The 17,730-nt window shown below is 56.6% G+C and carries 19 protein-coding genes and 1 pseudogene; 9 read left to right on the top strand and 11 right to left on the bottom strand.

Translation table 11 applies throughout. The features are described from left to right. Window positions 1–27 precede the first annotated feature (27 nt). From grxD to parE, 3 genes and pseudogenes are all read right to left on the bottom strand, one after another. Window positions 28–363 carry a Grx4 family monothiol glutaredoxin gene (grxD, locus tag DSM25558_RS01395; protein WP_077101464.1) on the bottom strand — a complete coding sequence of 112 codons (336 nt, stop codon included), beginning with the start codon at window positions 361–363 and terminating at the stop codon, window positions 28–30. Between the two features lie 159 nt (window positions 364–522). After that, a pseudogene (locus DSM25558_RS29625) lies at window positions 523–567 on the bottom strand (hypothetical protein); the annotation flags it as partial. A 249-nt stretch (window positions 568–816) separates the two neighbouring features. Then, window positions 817–2,883, bottom strand: coding sequence for a DNA topoisomerase IV subunit B (parE, locus tag DSM25558_RS01385; protein WP_077101053.1), 2,067 nt, complete (start codon window positions 2,881–2,883; stop codon window positions 817–819). Window positions 2,884–3,055: 172 nt separating this feature from the next. Between parE and DSM25558_RS01380 the strand changes: the two genes are divergently transcribed. From DSM25558_RS01380 to DSM25558_RS01355, 6 genes are all read left to right on the top strand, one after another. Next, the gene (locus DSM25558_RS01380; protein WP_077101462.1) at window positions 3,056–3,937 is read left to right on the top strand and encodes a phospholipase; all 882 of its coding nucleotides are present in this window, start codon (window positions 3,056–3,058) and stop codon (window positions 3,935–3,937) included. 184 nt (window positions 3,938–4,121) lie between these two features. Further along, a complete protein-coding gene (tpiA, locus tag DSM25558_RS01375) occupies window positions 4,122–4,892 on the top strand; it encodes a triose-phosphate isomerase (RefSeq protein WP_077101051.1) in 771 nt (256 codons plus the stop codon). 102 nt (window positions 4,893–4,994) lie between these two features. After that, window positions 4,995–5,444 carry a preprotein translocase subunit SecG gene (gene secG, locus DSM25558_RS01370; RefSeq protein WP_077101459.1) on the top strand — a complete coding sequence of 150 codons (450 nt, stop codon included), beginning with the start codon at window positions 4,995–4,997 and terminating at the stop codon, window positions 5,442–5,444. A gap of 157 nt (window positions 5,445–5,601) precedes the next feature. Next, window positions 5,602–7,230: a CTP synthase gene (locus tag DSM25558_RS01365; protein ID WP_077101049.1), complete on the top strand. Its 1,629-nt coding sequence runs from the start codon at window positions 5,602–5,604 to the stop codon at window positions 7,228–7,230. 115 nt (window positions 7,231–7,345) lie between these two features. Further along, complete coding sequence (locus DSM25558_RS01360; protein WP_077101047.1) at window positions 7,346–7,852, top strand: hypothetical protein; 507 nt, start codon at window positions 7,346–7,348, stop codon at window positions 7,850–7,852. 242 nt (window positions 7,853–8,094) lie between these two features. Continuing rightward, window positions 8,095–8,808 (top strand): DNA helicase, encoded by a 714-nt coding sequence (locus DSM25558_RS01355; protein WP_077101045.1) that lies wholly within the window; start codon window positions 8,095–8,097, stop codon window positions 8,806–8,808. A 63-nt stretch (window positions 8,809–8,871) separates the two neighbouring features. Here DSM25558_RS01355 and DSM25558_RS01350 read toward each other — a convergent pair whose 3' ends face one another. From DSM25558_RS01350 to DSM25558_RS01320, 8 genes are all read right to left on the bottom strand, one after another. Further along, a complete protein-coding gene (locus tag DSM25558_RS01350; protein ID WP_077101043.1) occupies window positions 8,872–9,348 on the bottom strand; it encodes a pyridoxamine 5'-phosphate oxidase family protein in 477 nt (158 codons plus the stop codon). 14 nt (window positions 9,349–9,362) lie between these two features. Continuing rightward, window positions 9,363–10,580 carry a molybdopterin molybdotransferase MoeA gene (gene glp, locus DSM25558_RS01345; protein ID WP_077101041.1) on the bottom strand — a complete coding sequence of 406 codons (1,218 nt, stop codon included), beginning with the start codon at window positions 10,578–10,580 and terminating at the stop codon, window positions 9,363–9,365. 61 nt (window positions 10,581–10,641) lie between these two features. Then, a complete protein-coding gene (gene moaC, locus DSM25558_RS01340) occupies window positions 10,642–11,124 on the bottom strand; it encodes a cyclic pyranopterin monophosphate synthase MoaC (RefSeq protein WP_077101039.1) in 483 nt (160 codons plus the stop codon). Further along, window positions 11,121–11,936, bottom strand: a complete 816-nt coding sequence (gene trpC / locus DSM25558_RS01335) for an indole-3-glycerol phosphate synthase TrpC (RefSeq protein WP_077101037.1) — start codon at window positions 11,934–11,936, stop codon at window positions 11,121–11,123. Before trpC ends, moaC begins: the two co-directional genes overlap by 4 nt. 10 nt (window positions 11,937–11,946) lie before the next feature. Further along, window positions 11,947–12,960, bottom strand: a complete 1,014-nt coding sequence (gene trpD / locus DSM25558_RS01330) for an anthranilate phosphoribosyltransferase (protein ID WP_077101035.1) — start codon at window positions 12,958–12,960, stop codon at window positions 11,947–11,949. A 25-nt stretch (window positions 12,961–12,985) separates the two neighbouring features. Then, the gene (locus DSM25558_RS01325) at window positions 12,986–14,881 is read right to left on the bottom strand and encodes a peptidylprolyl isomerase (RefSeq protein ID WP_077101033.1); all 1,896 of its coding nucleotides are present in this window, start codon (window positions 14,879–14,881) and stop codon (window positions 12,986–12,988) included. 243 nt (window positions 14,882–15,124) lie between these two features. Then, window positions 15,125–15,259: a hypothetical protein gene (locus DSM25558_RS29620; RefSeq protein WP_256387042.1), complete on the bottom strand. Its 135-nt coding sequence runs from the start codon at window positions 15,257–15,259 to the stop codon at window positions 15,125–15,127. Between the two features lie 44 nt (window positions 15,260–15,303). Continuing rightward, window positions 15,304–15,483, bottom strand: a complete 180-nt coding sequence (locus DSM25558_RS01320) for a hypothetical protein (RefSeq protein ID WP_077101031.1) — start codon at window positions 15,481–15,483, stop codon at window positions 15,304–15,306. Window positions 15,484–15,914: 431 nt separating this feature from the next. Here DSM25558_RS01320 and coaD point away from each other — a divergent pair, with 431 nt between their 5' ends. The 3 genes from coaD to DSM25558_RS01305 are packed head-to-tail and all read left to right on the top strand — an operon-like array spanning window position 15,915 to window position 17,551. Beyond that, the gene (gene coaD / locus DSM25558_RS01315) at window positions 15,915–16,409 is read left to right on the top strand and encodes a pantetheine-phosphate adenylyltransferase (RefSeq protein ID WP_077101457.1); all 495 of its coding nucleotides are present in this window, start codon (window positions 15,915–15,917) and stop codon (window positions 16,407–16,409) included. 27 nt (window positions 16,410–16,436) lie between these two features. Beyond that, window positions 16,437–17,006: a peptidylprolyl isomerase gene (locus DSM25558_RS01310; RefSeq protein ID WP_077101029.1), complete on the top strand. Its 570-nt coding sequence runs from the start codon at window positions 16,437–16,439 to the stop codon at window positions 17,004–17,006. Between the two features lie 35 nt (window positions 17,007–17,041). Continuing rightward, window positions 17,042–17,551, top strand: coding sequence for a peptidylprolyl isomerase (locus DSM25558_RS01305; protein ID WP_077101028.1), 510 nt, complete (start codon window positions 17,042–17,044; stop codon window positions 17,549–17,551). Window positions 17,552–17,730: the final 179 nt, after the last annotated feature.

Raw genomic sequence — 17,730 nt, 5'->3', positions numbered from 1 at the left:
AGGGGGGCCGGGTTATCCCGGCCGGAATCAGGCCGCTCCGCGGACGCTGATACCCTGTTCCTGAAGTTGGTCCTGAAGCTCGCCCGACTGGAACATCTCTTTTATGATGTCACAGCCGCCAACAAACTCACCCTTGATGTAAAGCTGCGGAATGGTGGGCCAGTTGGCGTAATCCTTGATGCCCTGACGCAGATCGGCGTCGGCAAGCACGTTGATGCCCTTATACTGCAGGCCAAGGTAATCGAGGATCTGTACGACCTGCCCGGAGAAACCACACTGCGGGAACTGCGGGGTGCCTTTCATGAAAAGCACGATATCGTTGCTCTTCACTTCGCCGTCGATCATTTCGTGAATGCCGCTCATGGCCATTTCCTTTCACACGCGGTTCAAGGCCGCTGCTTCGTTTGTTCTTAAATAACATGGTGGCGGGCGATTTCCAGCCATGAATGGCAAAAAATCCAAGCGGGTTGCGCATATCGTCTATGCGTTGGTCGGTATACGAGACAGAACGAGTTGGACCGATCAGAGACCGGCAGCTTTTTTCAAGACGTCGTCAATGCGCGCCTGCCAGCCGGGCCCTGTCGCTTTATAATGTGGAGTACCGCATCTCTCGAGTAATTTTGCGCCGCGACCTAAGCGTTCTCCTCATCCCTGTGCTTGTCACAGGGATCCAGTCGACGCGTGTCTACGCGGCGAAAAGAATCTTCTCAGCCCAAGGACTTGGGCTGGCTGGATTCCTGTGACAAGCACAGGAATGAGGGAGAGAAGAAACGCAGAGCAGAATATTGACGCGTTCTTTGAGGCGATTCTCTACCCTCAAATATCCAGATTTTCCGCGAATGCCGAACGATCCTGAATGAAGCGGAAGCGGGCTTCGGGTTTGGTGCCCATCAGATTGTCCACGGCTTCGCGGGTGCCTTCGAAATCCACGTCATCGATTTCCACGCGCAGAAGAGTGCGCTTGGATGGGTCCATGGTGGTTTCCTTCAGCTGCGCCGGCATCATTTCGCCAAGGCCTTTGAAGCGGCCGATTTCGACCTTCTTGCCTTTGAAGACCGTCTCCATCAGCTCGGCACGATGCACGTCATCACGAGCGTAGACCGTCTTGGCACCCTGACGAATGACGTAGAGTGGCGGCACGGCCAGATAGAGATGGCTGCCGCGGATGAGTTCAGGCATTTCCTGATAGAAGAAGGTGATCAGCAGCGAGGCAATGTGCGCGCCGTCTACGTCGGCATCGGTCATGATGACGATGCGCTCGTAACGCAAATCCTCGTCGCGGTACTTGGTGCGGGTGCCGCAACCGAGTGCCTGGATGAGATCGGCGATCTGCTGGTTGGCGGAAAGCTTCTCGCGGCTGGCGCTGCCGACATTGAGGATTTTACCACGCAGCGGCAGAATGGCCTGATTGGCGCGGTTGCGCGCTTGCTTGGCCGAACCGCCAGCCGAATCACCTTCGACAATGAAAAGTTCGGCACCTTCTGCTGTGTTCTGCGAGCAATCCGCCAGCTTGCCGGGTAGGCGCAACTTGCGAACGGCGGTCTTGCGGTTGACTTCTTTTTCCTTGCGGCGACGAAGACGCTCTTCGCAGCGCTCGATGACCCAATCCAGAAGCTTTGCCGCTTCGTTGGGGTTGCCGGCGAGATAATGGTCGAACGGGTCGCGCAGCGCGTTTTCAACGATGCGCTGGGCTTCGACGGTTGCCAGCTTGTCCTTTGTCTGACCGACGAATTCTGGCTCGCGAATGAAGACGGACAGCATGCCGACGGCTGAGATCATTACGTCATCTGTGGTGATTTCGCGGGCGCGCTTGTTCTGCGTCAGTTCGGCATAGTTCTTGAGCCCTTTGGTCAGCGCGATGCGCAGGCCAGCCTCATGGGTACCGCCTTCAGGCGTGGGGATGGTGTTGCAGTAGGAATGCAGCTGGGCATCGCCGCCATACCAGGTCACGGCCCATTCCATGGCACCGTGACCGCCAGTCTTTTCCGTCTTGCCGGAAAAGATTTCGCGGGTGACGGTGAAGTCCTTGCCCAGCGTTGCCGCGAGATAATCCTTCAGGCCACCGGGGAAGTGGAAAACAGCCTTTTCCGGGATATCACCGTCCGGTGGCACCATGCCGGGATCACAGCTCCAGCGGATTTCTACACCACCGAAAAGATAGGTCTTGGAACGCGCCATGCGGAAGATGCGGGCTGGGTCGAACTTGGCGTGGTCGCCGAAAATCTGCGGATCGGGATGGAAACGAACGCGCGTACCGCGACGATTGTGCACATCGCCCAGTTCTTCGAGACCGCCCATGGGAATGCCGCGTGAAAAGCGCTGGCGATAAAGCTTGCGGTTTCGCGCAACTTCCACTTCGAGCAGGTCGGACAGAGCATTGACCACGGATACGCCGACGCCGTGCAGACCGCCTGATGTTTCATAGGCCTTGCCATCGAACTTACCGCCCGCATGCAGCTTGGTCATGATGACTTCGAGCGTCGACTTGCCGGGCACCTGCGGGTGGTTTTCCACGGGAATGCCGCGACCATTGTCGCTGACCGTCAAAAAGCCTTCGGTATCCAGGTGGACTTCGATGAAATTGGCGTGGCCGGCGACGGCCTCGTCCATGGAGTTGTCGATGACTTCGGCAAACAGGTGGTGCAGCGCTTTTTCATCCGTGCCGCCAATATACATGCCGGGACGCATGCGCACGGGCTCCAGCCCTTCCAGCACGCGGATGGACGAAGCACCATATTCCTGCTCGGACGAGGTGGTCGCGACCGCAGGCTTTGGCGCACTGGCGACAGCTTTCACCACAGGCGCAGGTGCGGGTTCACGCGGCTCCGGCTCCTGTTGCTTTGCAGCGGATTGGCTTGAAAAAAGATCGTTGCTGTCGTCCATTGTGCCCAGTTCAGTCAGAATTTGGCCATGCGAGCAGGCATATGATTTGCCACAACGGCAACCCAATGTTGCTACTCAAGCACGGATGATCGGTTTTCGCGTCGTCCAAGGATTGCGCCGCGCTTGCCCGGATGGCAAGTGTTCTGGCTCAAATGAAATGGTTCCTCAAGGCATGTCCACAGCTATCTTCACCTTTTGTACTCTTTTTTGCCTGTCTGTTGCCATCGTGCCAGCCTCTGCACAAAGCAGCAGCGGGCCGCTGAAACCCTTCAAGGACGAGCTGTTTTCCAACCAGCCGGTGCTGTCCACAAGCGATAATGGCGCGTCTGACATCATCGACTACCAGGAAATACGTGACATAAACGGGCGCGACGATACGCCGGAGCGACGGGTGAAGCGCCAATATGTCGACCTTGCGCCTAAGAAGTTTCAAGAACTGGAAACAATCGCGGTTGGGGGCAGGACGTTGGAGGTTGGTCGCGTTGGTGCGGCAACCGGTCAGGCCTTCACGGTAATCTTCATTCACGGTCGCGGCGGCGATCGCAGGCTGGGCATGAATGACTACACCTTCGGCGGCAATTTCAACCGGCTGAAGAATTTGGCGGTTGCCAATGGCGGCACCTACTATGCGCCGAGCGTGCGTAGTTTCGATGAGAAGGGCGTGGCGGATATTGCCGCATTGATTGCTGATGCAAACGTCAAGTCCGGCGGGCGTCCCGTCATTCTCGCCTGTGCGTCCATGGGCAGCTTCATTTGTTATGGTATCAGCCGCGATGCGCAGGCTGTGTCGAATCTGAAGGGCATGGCAATCCTTGGCGGTGCGGTTGACCCGGACTTTCCCAAAAGCGTTTTTGCGAAGGCCAAAAAGCCCGTCTGGTTTACGCATGGTAGCGAAGATAAGGTTTATTCGGCGCAGCAGCAGGCGGGTATTTTCCGTACATTGCTGAAAGCTGGCCAGCCGACACGCTTCACGCTCTATCAATCCGGCACCCACGGTACCCCGGTACGCATGACGGATTGGCGCGCAGCGCTGAATTTTTTGATCACGCATTGAGCAGGGATGGCGTCAAAACGACGAAAAAGGCCGAAATGCTGCGATTTTAACCAATGTTATGAACCAAAAGCATTCTTTTTTGTACCAAATACAATCGCTAGCCTTTAAGACATAATGGAAACTGGCCGCTATGAGCGCTTGCACTTTGTTGAGCGCTTTTGAAGTTAAGAGGAATAGATCGCCCATGACCCCTGATGTTCGCCCGCTCGTCGCTGGAAACTGGAAGATGAACGGAACGCGCGATTCGCTTGATCAGATCAAAGCGATGGCCGAGGGTGTCAAAGGTGCGCTTTCGGACAAGGTGGATGCACTGATATGCCCGCCCTCCACGCTGCTTTATGTCGCGACAGCGCTGTGCGATGACAGCCCGTTGAAAATCGGTGCGCAGGATTGCCACCAGAACCCGTCGGGTGCCCATACGGGTGATATTTCCGCTGAAATGATTGCCGATTGCTTCGGCACCCATGTCATCGTCGGCCATTCGGAACGCCGCACAGACCATGCCGAAACCGACCATCTGGTTCGCGCCAAGGCCACTGCGGCCTATGCGGCGGAATTGGTTGCCATCATCTGCATTGGCGAGACGGCGGATGAACGCAAGGCCGGCCAGACGCTCGATGTTCTCAAGCGCCAGCTCTCCGGTTCTCTGCCGGACGAGGCTGTGGCAGAAAACACCGTGATTGCCTATGAGCCGGTATGGGCAATCGGTACCGGCCTGACGCCAACCACGCAGGACGTGAAGGAAGCGCACGCCTTCATGCGTGACGAGTTGGTCAAGCGCTTTGGTGCAGAAGGGCAGGGCATGCGTATTCTCTATGGCGGCTCCGTCAAGCCAACCAACGCGCTGGAACTGATGGGCGTCGAGAATGTCGATGGCGCGCTGATTGGTGGTGCCAGCTTGAAAGCATCCGATTTTCTCTCCATCTACGCGGCATATGAGCAATTGACGGCTTGATGTCGTCTTTCGTCTCGCAGGGGGTTGGAATACGCTTTCGCCTCATGTAAAGAGCCGCAAACTTCTTCATTGTGCTCCAAACGGGGCATGGAATGGATTGTCATGCAGAACGTACTGATTGTTATTCATCTCATGATCGTGCTGGCGCTCGTCGGTGTGGTTCTGGTTCAGCGCTCAGAAGGCGGTGGCCTTGGTATCGGCGGCGGCTCCGGCTTCATGTCCGCGCGCGGCACTGCCAATGCGCTGACACGTGCAACGGCCATCCTTGCGGCGCTGTTCTTCGTCACGTCTCTCGGCCTTGGTCTTCTGACACGCTACGAAGCGCGCCCAACGGATATTCTGGATCGCATTCCGGCGACACAGGGTCAGGGTAACGGCATTCTCGATACGCTTGGACCATCGTCTTCGACGCCTGCTGCTCCGGCTCAGAACGGTGTGCCATCATCGACCAACGGCGCTGCCGCCCCGTCGACAACGACGCCGGCACCAGCGACACCCGCTCCGGCAACACCAGCCCCGGCCAATTCGAACGCAGTTCCGACCGGCCAATAAACCCGGTTGACGCATAACACTCCGGCAGGCCAAAAGCCTGCCGGTTTTCTTTTGTTCACATTCCGGCCACGCCGCGTCGCGTCATCAACAGATGAATGCGCTCTGACATAAATTTTGGCTGGCGGAATCACTCAATTAAAGGTAACCGGTGAATCCCATGGCGCGATATGTATTCATAACAGGCGGCGTGGTCTCCTCTCTTGGTAAGGGCATTGCCGCTGCAGCACTCGGAGCGTTGTTGCAATCCCGTGGTTACCGGGTGCGACTTCGCAAACTTGACCCCTATCTTAATGTCGACCCCGGCACGATGAGCCCCACCCAGCACGGTGAAGTGTTCGTAACCGATGACGGCGCGGAGACGGACCTCGATCTTGGTCACTACGAACGCTTCACAGGACGTTCGGCCACCAAGACCGACAACATCACCACGGGTCGGATCTACAAGAACATCATCGATAAGGAACGCCGCGGCGATTACCTCGGCGCGACGGTGCAGGTCATTCCGCACGTCACCAACGAAATCAAGAATTTCGTGACCGAAGGCAATGAGGAATACGACTTCGTCATCTGCGAAATCGGCGGTACTGTGGGCGACATCGAAGCCATGCCGTTCATGGAAGCGATCCGTCAGGCCAAGAACGACCTGCCACGCGGCACGGCCATCTTCGTTCACCTGACGCTGATGCCGTATATTCCGGCAGCCGGTGAGTTGAAGACTAAGCCGACACAGCATTCCGTCAAGGAATTGCAGGCGCTGGGTATTCACCCGGATATCCTGCTGGTGCGTGCCGACCGTGAAATCCCCGAGGCCGAACGCCGTAAGCTTTCGCTGTTCTGCAACGTGCGCCCATCCGCCGTCATTCAGGCGCTTGACGTAGCCAACATCTATGACGTGCCGATTGCCTACCACAAGGAAGGCCTCGACAACGAAGTGCTGGCAGCCTTCGGTATCGAGCCTGCGCCAAAGCCACGCCTGGAGCAGTGGGAAGAGGTCTGCAACCGCATCCACACGCCGGAAGGCGAAGTCACGATTGCGATCGTCGGCAAATATACCGGCCTCAAGGACGCGTATAAGTCGCTGATCGAAGCCCTGCATCACGGTGGCTTTGCCAACCGCGTCAAGGTCAATCTGGAATGGATCGAGTCGGAAGTCTTCGAAAAGGAAGATCCCGCACCCTATCTCGAAAAGGTCGATGCCATCCTCGTTCCTGGCGGTTTCGGCGAGCGTGGTTCTGAAGGTAAAATCCGCGCTGCTCAATATGCCCGCGAACGTCAGGTACCCTATTTCGGCATCTGCTTCGGCATGCAGATGGCGGTCGTGGAAGCGGCCCGCAATCTGGCTGGCATCGAAAAAGCATCCTCCACCGAATTCGGCACCACGCCGGAGCCGGTCGTCGGTCTGATGACCGAGTGGGTCAAGGGCAACGAGCTTGAGATGCGCAACGCAGCCGGCGATCTCGGCGGCACGATGCGTCTGGGTGCCTACAAGGCATCGCTCAAGAAAGATACCAAGATCGCCGAAATCTACGGCTCCACGGATATTTCCGAACGCCACCGCCACCGCTACGAAGTCAACGTAGACTACAAGGACCGCCTCGAAAACTGCGGCCTCGTCTTCTCCGGCATGTCCCCGGACGGCGTTCTGCCCGAGACCGTTGAGTACCCCGACCACCCATGGTTCATCGGCGTGCAATACCACCCCGAACTCAAGAGCCGCCCGCTCGATCCGCATCCGCTGTTTGCGAGTTTTATTGAGGCCGCTGTGGAGCGAAGCCGGTTGGTTTAGACCGAGTTGTTGAATGAAAAGGACCGCATCGCTGCGGCCTTTTTTTAGTAGAACTCTGCATATATAAGTTGTTCAGTCGATTTATTGCTACCAGATAGGGTTCTTTCAATTTTCCATGTCTAAAATGAAAAATATTGCAGTATTATCATCGATTGTTGCGGCTTCGCTCATTGCAATATTCGTTGTACAATATGCGAACTCAGCGCCCCAAGTGGACATGATTTCCGTGGAGCAATTGCCAGCTGAGACCCTAAATCTCCACTGCAGTCGAGAAGAGCTGCAGATGAAAATAGAGAAAGAAAAGGCAAAAAGCTCGTCATCAGAATACGAGACTATGCTGTCATATGCTTTACGTCGTGATGGTGACGGTTACTCAAAAATTATGGCCAATAAGTCACTGTATGACCGGTTTGAGGCAGGGGTGGAAAGTGCTGTTCTCATCTCGGAAAACCAAGCTCATGTGGCGCTTGTGAAATTTGAACGACCGGCCAACGTCAATTCTTTTCTTAAAGCAGTATCGATGTGCGGCAGGGAAACAGGCGGTTCTTGTACGCCAGTTTTGTTCTATGACGGGGCCAATACGTTCTGCTTACTGTTTACTGAAAATGAGATAGCGAAGTAGCTTCTCGAGCGAGACGCTGGCTACGCTGCGTAGATGATAATCGTAACGTTCCCGTCACGACCCACACACGTGCTTGAACCGAATCACCACGAGCGCTAGCATTGGTCCAGGCTTAACCCACGCCTCCTCCCTCCTATTGGGGAAGTACTGTCCGTATGGGGTGACCTGACTATCATCGAACCACCTGTTCGAGCGACGCATAAGGAGGGGTTGCGTGTACGGCTCGTAGAGGAGGTTAATTGATGACACTATCTGCACCCATATTTCAGTTGAAACGTCGGGCAAAGCTTATGGCCCGCGATCAGAAAATGCCGTTGCACACGACATTGGACGCGATAGCTCGTGAAGAAGGCTTCGCAAGCTGGAGCCTGCTGTCCTCACATTACATGGCACTGAAAGAACCGGAGAAAGCCCTTGATCGGTTACACGATGGCGACCTGCTGCTGGTGGCTGGTCGCCCCGGGCAGGGCAAGACAAGATTTGCTTTGCGCCTTTTAGTGGATGCGCTTCATGATAAAAGACGAGCCATTTTGTTCACGCTCGAGTTTACGGAACAACAGGCCCGGCAGCACATCCGTACGATCAGTAACGCCAATTCTGAGGTTGCCGATTCGCTGCAAATCATTACATCCAATGCTATCAGTGCCGATTACATCGTCCAGCATCTTTCAGACGTGGAAAGAGGAAGTGTCGTCGTTATCGACTTCCTCCAAATTCTTGACCAAGACCGAAGCAAGCCACCGCTTTCTGCACAGGTTTTGGCTTTTGCTGAATTTGCGAGAAGGACTGGGGTGATCTTGGTCTTTATCTCTCAAATCGACCGGTCTTTCGACCCGGATGCGAAGCGACTTCCTGACATCAACGACATTCGTCTACCCAATGATATTGATCTGGGTCTCTTCACCAAAACATGCTTTTTGCATGGAAACGAGATGGATTTTAAAAAGGTAGCTTAGTGCCAAGGGCCGTCGTGGCAGTATCGAAAAGTTGCGACGGCCTGCCCCATAATGTGGGTGGCATCATTCTGCCACGGCGTTTAGCGTAACGGCATAGGTGTCATATGTACCTTGCATACGGTCTGCTTCCGATCTGTCGGGAAAGAGCTTGTAGCTTGGAGCCCAAATGCGTGAAATTTTCTTAATTTCAATTGAGATGATGCGCTGGATTGGATAATCGCCGCCAGCCATTTGCAGCACCTGTGCGCCGACGATCGCAAAATTTGCATCGTCCTTTTCAATGATAACAGCCGTTCCAACAATCTTGAATCCACGTTGGCGGAAGATATCGATGAAGCTGACGCAGACATTGGGGTTGCCACGAATATTCCGGACGGAATTGGCCGAAGCAATATCAGCGACGATGATACGATCCTCGCCATAACTCGAAAAAATCTCTTTTGGACTTACGTTTGGAACGCCCGATGTATCTGCGGTGGCAAGCCAACATAGGACAGAGTTATCTATGTCGGTTCGCATCGCTTCATTGATTGTGGTCATGGGAATTCTCCAGACTACGCCCGCAACCGCACCACCACACATTCTCCACCAGCCTCCAACTCCTCCGCAAACGGCGCGCGCACGATCAAACAATCTGACTGCGCCATGATCTTCATCATAGCCGAATCCTGCTTCGTGAAAGCTTCGACGATTGGTTGGCCGTTTTCGTGCGCGATGATTCTGGCGCGGAGATAGTCTTGCCTGATGTCGTTGGCTTTGAGTGTAGTGGCGGTTCTGGCGATTGTTTCGCGGGGGGCGATTGGGCGGTGGCTTAGTTTTTGGATGAGGGGTTCCAGAAACAGCAGGCTGCACACCAGGCTGGCGACAGGGTTGCCGGGCAGGCCCAGCACCTGCATTTCCCCTATAGAGCCGACGATCAGCGGTTTGCCGGGGCGCATGGCGATGCGCCAGAAATCCAGCACCATGCCTTGCGCCTTCAATGCCGCCTGAACAAGATCGTGATCACCAACGGAGGCGCCGCCCAGTGTGACGAGAACGTCGGCACGGGCGGTTACGGCTTTGTCGATTGCGGCGCGGATGAGGGTCGCGTCGTCTGGCACGATGCCGAGGTCGAGAATGTCGGCACCGGCTCTGCGGGCGAGGGCCGAAACACCGAAGGTGTTTGAGGCGATGATCTGCGCGGAGTTGGGTGCACCGCCCGGCGGCACCAGTTCGTCACCCGTTGCCAGAATGGCGATGAGTGGCTTGCGATAGACGGCGAGCTCCGCATGGTTCATGGCGGCCGCGACGGTGATGTCCGTGAAAGCCAGTTCCGTTCCCGCCTTCAGTACCGCTTCGCCTTCCAGGAAATCCTGGCCACGGGGCCGAATATGTCTCCCTGCGGTGACGTCGAAGGTGGTGCGTATTTTGCCGGCGTCGAGAAGCTCGGCGTCTTCCTGAATGAGAACCGCGTCCGCACCCTCAGGCAATGGCGCGCCGGTAAAGATGCGCACGGCCTGACCTGTGCCGACCGTACCGGAAAAGGCATGACCCGCTGCTGCCGTGCCGATGACGGTCAAAGTCGAGCCGATTTGCGGGGCATCTGCTGCTCTCAGCGCATAGCCATCCATGGCAGAAGCATCGAAAGGCGGCTGCGTAAGCCGGGCGTGCAGATCGCGGGCGAGAACGCGCTGATCTGCATCTGCCAGCGCCACGAGTTCAATGGCCGTGACGGGTGTTGCGGCACCCAGCAATCGCGCTTGGGCTTCGGCAACGGGCAAGAGGGGTTTCATGGCGTTTCCTCTTCCTGTGGCCGCCTGAATAAATCCGGCAGCGCCACGTTCACTCTTCTGTTCAGGCCTTGAAGTGCCCGGATTTTCCGCCCGTTTTTTCCAAAAGGCGGATGGAGCCGATCTCCATGCCTTTGTCGGCGGCTTTCGCCATATCGTAGATGGTGAGGCACGCAATGGAAACCGCAGTCAGTGCTTCCATCTCGACGCCGGTCTTGCCGGACAGCTTGACGGTGGCCTGAACGCGCAGGCCGGGCAGGGCGTCGTCCTCGGAAATATCCACCGAGACTTTGGTCAGCATCAAGGGATGGCACAGCGGAATGAGGTTGGATGTCTGTTTGGCGGCCATGATGCCGGCCAGACGCGCCGTGCCGATGACGTCGCCCTTCTTGGCATTGCCATCGCGGATCAGCGTCAGCGTTTCCGGCTTCATCTTCACGAAACCCTCAGCGACCGCAACGCGGATGGTCTCGGCCTTGTCACCGACATCGACCATATGCGCTTCGCCGGACGCACCGATATGGGTGAGTTTAGGGTCGTCGCTCATTCTGCTGCCAGAATGCCGTTGCGGCCTGTCAGCAGCGTGTGGGTGGCAGCTGCGACGTTATCCTTGCGCATCAGGCTTTCCCCAACGAGGAATGTCGTTATGCCTGATGTCTGGAGGCGCGTGCAGTCCTCGAAGGTGAAGATGCCACTTTCGCCGACCAGCAGTTTATCGGCAGGAACCATCGAGGCCAGTCGCTCGCTGGTTTCCAGGCTGACATCGAAGGTGCGCAGGTTGCGATTGTTGATGCCGAGCAGCGGAGAAGCGAGCTTCAGCGCCCGTTCGGTTTCTTCCTCGTCATGCACTTCCACCAGAACATCCATGCCCAGCGAGAAGGCTTCGTCTTCCAGACGCTTGGCTTCGTCATCGGAAAGCGATGCCATGATGAGAAGAATGCAATCGGCACCCCAGGCACGAGCTTCATGGACCTGATAGGTTTCGAACATGAAGTCTTTGCGTAGCGCGGGCAGGGCGCAGGCATCACGCGCCGCCGTCAGAAATTCCGGCGCGCCCTGAAAACTCGGCGTATCCGTCAGCACCGAAAGGCAGGCGGCACCACCGGCTTCATAGGCCTTTGCCAGAGCGGGCGGATCGAAATCCGGGCGGATAAGGCCCTTGGATGGGCTGGCCTTCTTGATTTCTGCAATGAGGCCGAATGTGCCATCCGTCTGTTTGCGCTTCAGCGCATTATAAAACCCGCGCGGTGCGGTCTGATCGGCGGCCATGGCTTTGAGATCGGCCAGGGATACCTTGGCTTTCGCAGCCTCGATCTCTTCGCGCTTATAGGCTTCGATCTTTTTCAGAATGTCGCTCATGGGCTAGCCCCTACTCCTCGTTCGAAACCGCAACCAGCCTGTCGAGGGCAGCAGCGGCCTTGCCATCCTCCAGAGAGGCGCTTGCGATCCTCATGCCATCGGACAATGTTTCGGCCTTGCCCGCAACCACCAGAGCGGCGGCGGCGTTGCAAAGCGAGATATCCCGATAAGGGTTCCTCGCTCCGCCCAGAACGCAACGAAGTGCAGCCGCATTGGCAATGCCATCGCCGCCCTTGAGGTCTTCGATGCTGGCGACATCAACGCCGAAATCCTTTGGCGTCAGATCGAAGGTTCTGATGGTGCCGTTCTCAAGTGCTGCCACATGCGTGGTGCCGGTGGTGGTGATTTCATCCAGACCGTCACCGTGGACGACCCAGATGCTTTCGGAGCCGAGATCACGCAGCACTTCTGCCAGTGGCACGAGCCAGCGTGGCGAAAAGACCCCAAGCAATTGCTTCTTCGCGCCCGCGGGATTGGAGAGAGGACCGAGCAGATTGAAGACGGTCCGTGTGCCAAGCTCCACCCGGCTGGGGCCAACATGGCGCATGGCGGAATGGTGAAGCTGAGCAAACATGAAACCGAGACCGGCTTCGCTGACGCAGCGGCTGATCAGCTCCGGTCCGATATCGAGTTTCACGCCGAGTGCTGAAAGCGCATCCGCCGTGCCCGACTTAGAACTTAGAGCCCGGTTGCCATGCTTGGCAACCGGTACGCCCGTGCCCGCCACGATAATGGAAGCAAGCGTGGAGATATTGTAGGTGCCGAGACCGTCTCCGCCCGTGCCAACGATATCCATAGCGTCGGCAGGCGCGGTGACGGGAAGCATGCGCGAACGCATGGACGACACGGCACCGACGATTTCATCCACGGTTTCTCCGCGCACGCGCAAAGCCATGAGGAAGCCGCCGATCTGCGATGGCGTTGCCCCGCCCGACATCAGAATGTCGAATGCCTGACGAGACTCGTCCCGGCTCAGGCTTTCGCCATTGGCAACCTTGGCAATCAGCGGCTTCAACTCAGCCATGTCCTCATGTCCCCCGGATAGTGGCTTAGTAAGCAGCGGTCATGGCTTGATCGGCCGCAGCCTGATTGATGGTCACACCGTAATCGTTCTGGAGACGGTTGACCATCTGGTCCAGCATATCGTCGCCAGCGGCATTTGCCATGGCGGTAATCTGCTGGTCGCTGTTGTCGAGAGCATCTGTTGGCGTCGTGGTGTTGACTTCGGTGACCTTGAACAGGATGCGGCTGGAGCCTTCCGTATCCGGCGCTGCGCCGACGAGGCCCTGCGCGCCGGCGAAGACGGCAGACACGGCCTGCTGGCCCAGAACGGCATCTTCGCTGGTGCGGCGAAGGCCCATCTTGGTTTCAACGCCAAGACCCATTTCACCGGCGATCGCGGCCAGTGCCTCGCCCTTTTCCGCGCGAGCCTTCAACTCATCCGCCTTTGCGGTCAACGCCGTGCGCTGCTGCTCTGCGGTCCAGTCGGCAACGACCTGTTCCTTGACTTCATCCAGCGTGCGGTCACGCGGTGCGGTAATCTGCTGAAGATCGAACCAGACGTAACCATCGCGACCGATGTTGACGGAAGGCGCATCGCCCCCCTGTTCGGCCTTGAAGACTTCGGCCACCAGGGCAGGGGTCGGCAGACCTTCTACGGGGTTGCCCTTTTCGTCGCCGCCGTTGGAATCGATGGCGTTGACGGTCACTGGCTTCAGGTTGAGCTGCGTCGCCGCATCCGTCAACGAAGCGCCGCCGCCACGCAAATCTTCGTAGCGGTCATGAACGTTGTTCAGTTCTTCGGCAGCTTTTGTCGTGGCAAGCGTGGTGCGAATTTCTTCCTTCGCCTCATCCAGCGTCTTCATGCTTTCGTTCTTGATGCCGGTAACGCGCAGGATAACCGGGCCGAAGGCACCGTCGAGAACCGCGGACACGCCGCCATCCTTCTGGATGCCGAAAGCCGCATCGGCAATCGATGGGTCTGGAACGGTATCTCTTGTGAATTCGCCAAGCGTTACGTCGGCGGGCTGCTTGCCCTGATCCTTCACGACCTGATCGTAGGTCGTGGTACCGGCGCGAATCTGTGCGGCCGCTGCTTCCGCCATTTCCTTATCGGCAAATGTCAGCTGCTCGATGGTGCGACGTCCGGCCGTGCGGAAGCTATCCTTGTGGGCCTCATAGTAATCGGAAATCTGCTGATCGGTAATTGCGCCCTGATCGGCAATGTCTGTCGCTTCTAGCTTCACATAGGTGAATTTGCGATATTCCGGTGCGCGGTACTGCGCCTTGTTCTTTTCGAACCATGCGGCAAGCACATCGTCACCCGGTGCCTTGACCGGATCGATATTGGCGTTGGACAAAAGCACGTACTCGATGGAGCGCTGCTCATCACGATATTGCTTCAGCGCATTGACCAAGACCTGCGGAGGTTTGAAGCCATCCGAAACGGCATCGACGATCTGGCCACGCACGGCAACTTTGCTGCGTTCCTTGACGTAATCATCTTCATTGAAGCCCGCGCCACGAAGACGCTGGCTGAACAGGTTGCGGTCGAACTGGCCACTGGGCGACTTGAAGGCGGGGTCTTCCGCAATCAACGTTGCCAGACGGTCTTCTGAGAGGCCTAGGTTCATCTTGGATGCGAGTTCGTCCAATGCGGCGCCCGCAGAAAGCTGGCTGAACACCTGGCGGTCGATGCCGAATGCTTTCGCCTGCTCCGTCGTCAGGCGCGTGCCGAACTGGCGACCGACATCTGCCAACTGGCGCTGATAGGCGAAACGAAACTCGTTCGGCGTCACCGTCTGGTCGCCAACCGTCATCACGGCATGCGAGTTTGTCGACACCAGAGAAGCGGAAACGCCCCACACGCCAAAGGAAAGGACGAGGAGGAGAAGAAGAATCTTTGCCGCCAAAGTTCGAGAAGCATTTCTCAGGGAATCGAGCATCGTTATGCAAACCTCACAATATTTGCCCATTAGCCGGGTCTATGGGGCTTCCTTAAATCAATCCACTTTGAAATTGAAGGCTAAATTCCGTTGAAAAGCGCCTGTTTGCAAACGATGGCGTGAGGAAGCGGGTTTGAGGTGCCGTGTTATCGATGCGGATGACGACGACATCAAAAAGCCGCCTCACGAATGGGCGGCTGTTTTGGTGTCGAAAACTGGTGATATAGGGGCACTCTGGTGCGATCAGAACGCCTTGTTGCGTTCCATCATCTCTCTGAAGTCTTCTTCTTCCTTGCGGCTTTCCGTCACCACCGAGATGACTGATCCAACAAACATGACGCTGATGAGGGCTATGAGCACTGTCAAGAATGTAAGCATAGAAGTATAACTCCAGAGGTGATAGCTATATCACTCCCAACGGATCAGTAGTAGTTCATATACTGACTGCGGGCGGTAAGCTGCGGATAGTCCGGGCCGTTCTGCTGTGTCTTTTGTCCGTAAAGGCTGAACGTCGTTGCCAGCATCGCAATAACCAACATTGTCCAAGCTGTGCTAATCACGCCGATCTTAGCCGAAGTAGACTGTTTTTCTTTGATAAACATCTGTCTGTTCCTTTACCTGGGATTTGAACGCGCGATACTGAATCCAGTTCCGCTAAATTGTTAAAAATCGATTAGCATTGCGCCTGTGAAGCTTGCTTGAATGCTTCGTTCATCTGGCGTTCAGAAAATCGGCAGTTCACGTCAATCCATAAAGACATATTCAACGACGAGGGATGTCGCGATTGCCAGGACCATCATGAAAACCAGCATTTCCGTCTCCGATTGGGGTTTGACGCCCGTTGCCATTCGATGAGACCGTTATAAGCGATGCGGTTTGAAGCCACCCTGAATGGTGCATTCATACGCTGTTCACGCATCTGGAATGGGTGCACCACGGGAGGCTTGCTACCCCAAGGTCTTGCGAAGCCTGGTCTTCCATGACAAAAGGCGGCACATTCATTTGCACGCCGCGCGGAAATATCGAGAGCGATATGACGATTGCCTTTTATCCCGGATCCTTCGATCCGATGACCAACGGACATCTCGACGTTCTGATTCAGTCATTGAACGTCGCGTCCGAAGTGATCGTCGCGATTGGCATTCATCCGGGCAAAGCACCATTGTTTACGTTCGAAGAGCGTGCAGACCTCATTCGTCGTTCCCTGAATGACGTCGTGCCAGATGCCGCGTCCCGTCTGAAGGTCGTTTCCTTTGGAAATCTTGTCGTTGATGCCGCCCGTGAGCATGGTGCCAGCCTTCTGGTTCGTGGCCTTCGGGATGGCACGGATCTGGATTACGAAATGCAGATGGCGGGCATGAACAGGCAGATGGCACCCGACATCCAGACCGTTTTTCTTCCCGCCGGAACGGCATCGCGGCCCATTACCGCCACATTGGTTCGCCAGATCGCCTCCATGGGCGGCAATGTGGAAGCGTTTGTGCCGCAAGCCGTGCTTGAAGCCCTTAACAGCAAGCTGAAGAGATAATTCAGCCCTTTATCTGGAGCCCATCCAATGAAACTGCTTCGATCTGCCTTTGCTGGCGTCCTGTTCATCAGCGCGATTGCTGCCAGCAGCCTGGCGTCTGCCGCCGAATTTCTGACCATTCAATTGAAGGACGGTCCTGTTGTCATCCAGCTTATGCCGGAAGTCGCCCCCAAGCACGTCGCGCAGATCAAGGCGCTGGCCGAAAAGGGCGCTTATGACAACGTCGCTTTCCACCGCGTGATCCAGGGCTTCATGGCCCAGACCGGTGACGTGCAGTATGGCAACATGGCCAAGTCCTTCAGCGCCCAGCGCGCCGGTACAGGCGGTTCCGATCTGCCGGATATCCCAGCCGAGTTCTCCAAGGTTCCGTTCGAGCGCGGCACGGTCGGCATGGCACGTTCGCAGGACCCGAATTCCGCCAACTCGCAGTTCTTCATCATGTTCGACAAGGGCGCGTCCCTCAACGGACAATATACGGTTGTCGGCAAAGTCGTGTCCGGCATGGAATTCGTAGACAAGATCAAGCGTGGCAAGGGTGGAAACGGCGAAGTGACCGACCCTGACCGCATGATCAAAGTTACCGTCGGCAAGAAATAAAACCGGGCGAAAGCCACACTAGAAGGAGAGATACCATGGCCGAGATCAAGGATCCGGAAAACACCCTCATCATGGAAACAACGACTGGCAAAGTCGTCATCCAGCTGCTGCCGGAAGTGGCCCCAGGCCACGTTGCGCGCATCAAGGAACTGGTTTCCGAGCAGGCCTATGACGGCGTTGTTTTTCACCGCGTCATCACCGATTTCATGGCGCAGACCGGCGACGTGAAGTTCGGCAAGAAGGGTTCTGAAAGCTTCAACCCGGCACGTGCCGGTATGGGCGGCTCTGAAAAGCCTGACCTGCAGGCCGAATTCTCCGCCATTTCCCACGTTCGCGGCACATGCTCCATGGCCCGTTCGCAGAGCCCGAATTCTGCAAACTCGCAGTTCTTCATCTGCTTTACCGACAGCCCATGGCTGAACAAGCAGTACACCGTTTGGGGCCAGGTCATCGAAGGCATGGAAGCCATCGACAAGATCAAGCGCGGCGAGCCTGTAAAGGATCCCGATTCCATCGTCTCCATCCGCCTTGCTTCTGCAGCCTGAGCGTAGGATATAGACATTTGGCCCGCCTCGCAGGCAACTGCGGGGCGGGTTTTGATTGGTTGACACAGGTATCAAGCCTATCCGCCGTCATCCTCGGGCTTGACCCGAGGATCTAACCACGTCTGACGTTGTGGATCGTTAGATCCTCGGGTCAAGCCCGAGGATGACGGCGAGTGTAG

Origin of the sequence: Agrobacterium sp. DSM 25558 (assembly GCF_900100825.1) — a bacterium.
In the GTDB taxonomy this organism is placed as follows: domain Bacteria; phylum Pseudomonadota; class Alphaproteobacteria; order Rhizobiales; family Rhizobiaceae; genus Agrobacterium.
The sequence above is the reverse complement of the archived record's forward strand: the minus strand, read 5'-3'. Positions and strand labels throughout refer to the sequence as shown.